Here is a 4,859-nt window from a genome sequence, read left to right as displayed (position 1 = left end):
ATCCCCTGCTTGCACAGGGGTTGAGAATCGCCAGTCGATTTCGAGCTGCTCCATGATATGGTCGTAACTTCCGGAATTTCCCATCTTAGCTCTTACGCCACCAACCTCTTTGTGTCCCATCTCTACGCCAAAGCCGTAGTGATTGAGTATCTCTATGGTCTGTTCGAGCGCTGTATTTACAGGTCCGATAGTTCTCTTCCAGTACTGTTCCTTGAGCTCCTGTGAAGTCGAGAGCTGGTCTCTGTCAGCCTTGTCGTCTGGAGTCTTTACCCAGAATTCTAGCTCTGTTGCACTAGTCAGGTTGATTTCCTCGATATCGTCAATCGAGTTGATTCCATCAAGGTAGTCTATGACATATGGATATTGTCTCAACATCTCCATGAGTCTAGTCTTAAATCTGTTAATTGACTCCTTACAGAAAATTCGTGAACCGACCATTCTGTCGTTGTTGTGCCTTAAGAAGGACGGAATTCTGAGTGTTCCCACCGGCAAACCTGTCGCAAAATCCATATTGTTGAAATTATACTCAACATACCAGTTCACATCCTTGTCTGGAAGGATGTCCACTCTGGCATTTGCAAGGTTAGCGATCTCTGGTAGCGCTACGCTGGAACCATCTGTCTGAACACCGTTCTCCAGGAGCTTCTCCATGTCATTGATGAAGGTCTTGATCGGAATTTTCTCATCCGTAAAATGACCTCCAAGGTCAACTCCCGCAAATGACACGAACTTAACTTCAGGGTGCCCACTTAGCACCTCTGTAACTGACTCAATTCCGTGTTCGTCTGCCGGAATCGTAAAGAGCATCTTTTCTAAATCGAAATTTATCATAACCTCTCCTTATCTCGCAAAGTTTAAAGCTGTTCAATCCTAGTCTTACATCATTTTCACTGAAGTTGTGTCCCCTAAACGCTCTGTGTTCAGCTTATCCTGCTAACTGGTCAAGATATCCAGATAGTTTATTTAGATATTCCCCATAAGCCTTCCAGTCTCCATTCTTCTGAGCCTTTACAGCATTATCGTACGCTTCCTTAGCCTTGCCAATCAGCTCCTTCTGGCTACTTGAGACGCTAGAACCACTTGACGAGTTACTGCTTACGCTGCCTGAATTTCCCGCTCCATCCCCGAACAGAATCTCAAGTGCCTCATCCAAAGTGGATGCGTAAGCTATCTTATCTCCGTATGCGACAATTACTCGCTTAACCTCAGGAATAGCCTGATTTGAAGCCTCGAGATATACCGGCTCTACGTACATTATAGAATCATTTACAGGAATTATAAACATGTCTCCACGCTTATATGTAGTTCCTGACGAATTCCATAGCGAGAACTCCTTGGCAATCTCCGAATTCTGGTCTATCTGCGCCTCGACCTGCATAGGTCCATAAACAGTTTTGTTCTTAGGAAGCTTATACACCACGAGCTTGCCGTATTCATCTCCATCGTTCCTAGCCATCATAATCGCAGTCATATTCTGCTTCGACTTAGGCGTAAACGGAATCATGTTGATAAACTCAGCGTTCTTCTCGCCTGGTAAATTAAATATGAAGAAGCTCGAGCTCATTGGCTTTTCCTTCGTTCCGTATATCTGGTTTGCAATATCCCAGAGATCTTCCTTCTGGTAGAAAACCTTCACCTCATTCATGTGGTACTTGGTATAAGCTCCAGCTTGAATGTTGAGAAGCGTCGACGGATACTTGAAATGCTTCTTGATTCCAGCCGGAATCTTATCCTTGCTCTTAAACAGCGTCGGATATATTTTAGCATAGGTCTTTGCTATCGGATCAGAATCATCCACAACGTAGTAGTTTACATCTCCGTTGTAAGCGTCCACTACGACCTTTATCGAGTTTCTGATGTAATTCGTCGATCCAATCTGTCCCGAATAAGGCTCGGAATATGGATAGCTACTGCTGGTTGTATATGCATCGATAATCCAGTATAGCTTACCATCAACGATAGTCATGTAAGGATCTTTTTCATATTCGAGATATGGCAAAATCTTGTTAACTCGTTCAAGGATATTTCTATGGATGATAATTCTCGAGTCAGAGTTGATGTTTCTAGACACAAGCATCTGCATGCTTCCCTCTCTGATAGAGAACAGCAGCCTATTTACAAGACCGAGTTTAATACCGGCTTTACCCTTGTACTTAGTATACTTGTTACTGTTGCCATCCGGGTAGTCAAATTCCTGCTCATCTCCGTTTACTATGATGTAATTGTTGGTGAGTTCACCGAAATAAATCTCCGGTCTCGTAATCTTAATCTCTGGAATATTCGACTCCGGCGGAATGTTCTTAATGAGAACATCCGGCTGGCCGCTCGCCGTTACCGAATTAACTTTAGACAGTGTAACCCCGTATCCGTGGGTATACTTAAGATGTTTGTTGATCCATGTATCGCTTATCTTACTCTCGTTAATCTCACGAGCCGACAGGTAAGCCTGTGTCTCAGCGCCATTGATGGTGTATCTATCTACGTCAACATCATTGAAGTCATAGTACTGACGAATACTCTGCGTCTGGTTATAGTAATCCTTTACCGGCTCGTAGTCGTTTATTCTAATGTTGCTGATAGTTGGCTTGTTATCCGCTATATCAGCAGCAGTAAGATTGTTCTGCGCCGCAAAATAATCCACCTTAACCTTATCGAGTCCATACGCATGATTAGTGTACTGGATGTTATTCTTGATATACTTGTTCTCTTTGTTAATTTCATCTGGAGCAACGATAAGGTTCTGTACTCCAACCCTAAGAACAGTTCCGAGGAAAAGCACGCCTATTATGATCATTGGAACTCTCGCGAGTTTCAGATATTCTTTCTTATGCACGTGCCTTACGAGACTTACCGCTCCAACTGCTGCAAGCACTGTAACGAGAAGGTATGCTTTCTGCGTAATTGCAATGTCGGTAAATCCTGCGCCATATACTGTTCCTGTGTGTGCATGTAGCAACGTGAACTGCTTGAGCAGGAAATGAATACCCAGCATAATGTAGAAAATGACGCCCAAAATCATAGCCTTGCCAGATGCCAGGCTAAACAAATGGTCCACATTGAGCTGGTTAACTTCACGCCTCCTCGTGCGTTTCTTAGCCTGCTGTCTTGCTTTATTGCCAACACCCTTGACGAACTTCGTAATATTATCCATAGGGTCTTTTCTGCCAAATGGAATGCTATTATCAGGTCTGCCATACTTTACTTCATCGTCTTCTTCCGACTCTGCCTTCGCTTTTCTAGCTGCTTCCTCTGCTTCAAGATCTTCGAAAACATCGTCCTTATCAAAGATATCAGGTGTCCTTACAGACAGAAGGACTGCATAGTAAATAAGGGTAACGATCACCACGCCGATAATTACGAATATCGCGATTGAGTTCAGCTTAGACAAGAACTCAAGTTTGAACACATAGAACGAGATATCTAGTCCGAAAATCGGGTCCTTAAGTCCAAACTTTGATGAGTTTGCAAACATGAGGAATGATTGCCACGTACCGGTTGCCGTTACAACTGCCGCTGCAAGTCCAAATACAACTGAAATCACCCATGACAGCACGTTAAGTTTGTGCATATCTGGGATGTCATGCGACTCAATCTTGCTAAAGTATCCTTTTCGCAAACTATTGAGGTATATGCGCACAAGCAGACCAGCAAGGATGAATGTCACTATTCCCAGTTTCACCTCTGTTGCGAGTTGAGTCCAGAAAACCTTGGTAAACCCAAGTTCTTTGAACCACATCCAGTCGGTAATGAATCCAACACAATTACCTATAACAATAAGAATAATGGTAGCAACGAGTATTAGCTTACGCAAAGAGTGCTTTGCCTTATTCCCCGACTCTTTATTCTTTTTCGATTTCCCAAAATTATTTTGCATATCAATTAAATCCCCAAAAACCACATAATGCAGCGGTAGCCGTCAAGCATGCCGCTGCATTTACGTTTAAATTACTCCTATAGTAGCAATTCAGAATTATCACCCAGCGATGCGAAGTTTGTAAACTTTCCAATAATTTCGCTGATACGTTGAGCAATGCTGCTATCTGGTGCAAAGTTGAGTATGAGTATAACAACTAAAAGCATCACTAGCAGGATTGCTACGATAACTGCAATTACTGTGAGAACTCCGCCCTTGCGAGATTCTTCATCATCATCGTCAATTACAGATGGTGCAATAGTACCTGCATTGCTTGCTGTGTTAACCGCAGCCTGAGCTGGTGAGCTAACTAGAGTTGTAGCAGCAGTAATAGGTTCAGTAACATTAGCACTGTTGCTTAGTTCTGATCCAACTTCTTGCCTGGCCGCTTCAAGCTTAGCTGACTCTGCCTTTACTACAGCTTCAACTGTCTCGTGATGAGCCTCAACTGGAGTTTCCTCTTCTTCCTCATCCTGATATTCAGCTAGTACATCCTCCATCAGTGTGTAGTCTGCACTTCCATCCTGAAGTTTCTTGTACTCTTCATCAAGAAGCTGCTGGAACTCTTCGTTCTTGCGATAGAGGGTGTAGAACTTATCTATCTTGCGAGTTGCTTCCATGCCAGCATCTTCGGCGTCTGTGCCAAAGAGATCCTTCTGTAGGTCGTCAATCGACATAACCTCTTCCTGCTTTAGCTCGTCACTGTTCTCGTCTACAACTGTGGCGTTAGCATCTGCCACATCATCTGCAGAGAAGAACATGTCAGCTTCTTCATCTGGCTCGTCATCGATTGTATCAAATCCTAGCGTAGCGAGTTCTGACTCCAGGCTTGTCAGCTCTGAATTAACTGGAGCGGCAACCGCCTCCGGCTCTGTCTGTACAGGTTCCTGTACGAGTTCTTCTGCGGTCACAACATCTCTAGTTGGCAACTCTACTGTCTCAGATG

Annotated in this window: 2 protein-coding genes and 1 pseudogene; all 3 read right to left on the bottom strand. The window is 43.8% G+C overall.

The annotated features are described in order from the left end of the window. Positions 1 to 831: pseudogene (locus AXF17_RS02425) on the bottom strand (glutamine synthetase); the annotation flags it as partial. Positions 832 to 925: 94 nt separating this feature from the next. Beyond that, a complete protein-coding gene (locus AXF17_RS02420) occupies positions 926 to 3,874 on the bottom strand; it encodes a UPF0182 family membrane protein (RefSeq protein ID WP_237049062.1) in 2,949 nt (982 codons plus the stop codon). A 77-nt stretch (positions 3,875 to 3,951) separates the two neighbouring features. Continuing rightward, the coding region (locus AXF17_RS09160; RefSeq protein WP_169711309.1) for a hypothetical protein at positions 3,952 to 4,859 on the bottom strand (908 nt) is incomplete at its 5' end.

The sequence above is a fragment of the Mogibacterium pumilum genome, from assembly GCF_002243385.1.
Taxonomy (GTDB): Bacteria; Bacillota; Clostridia; order Peptostreptococcales; family Anaerovoracaceae; genus Mogibacterium; species Mogibacterium pumilum.
Note: the sequence above shows the minus strand (reverse complement) of the source record. Positions and strands in the feature narration are given on the sequence as shown.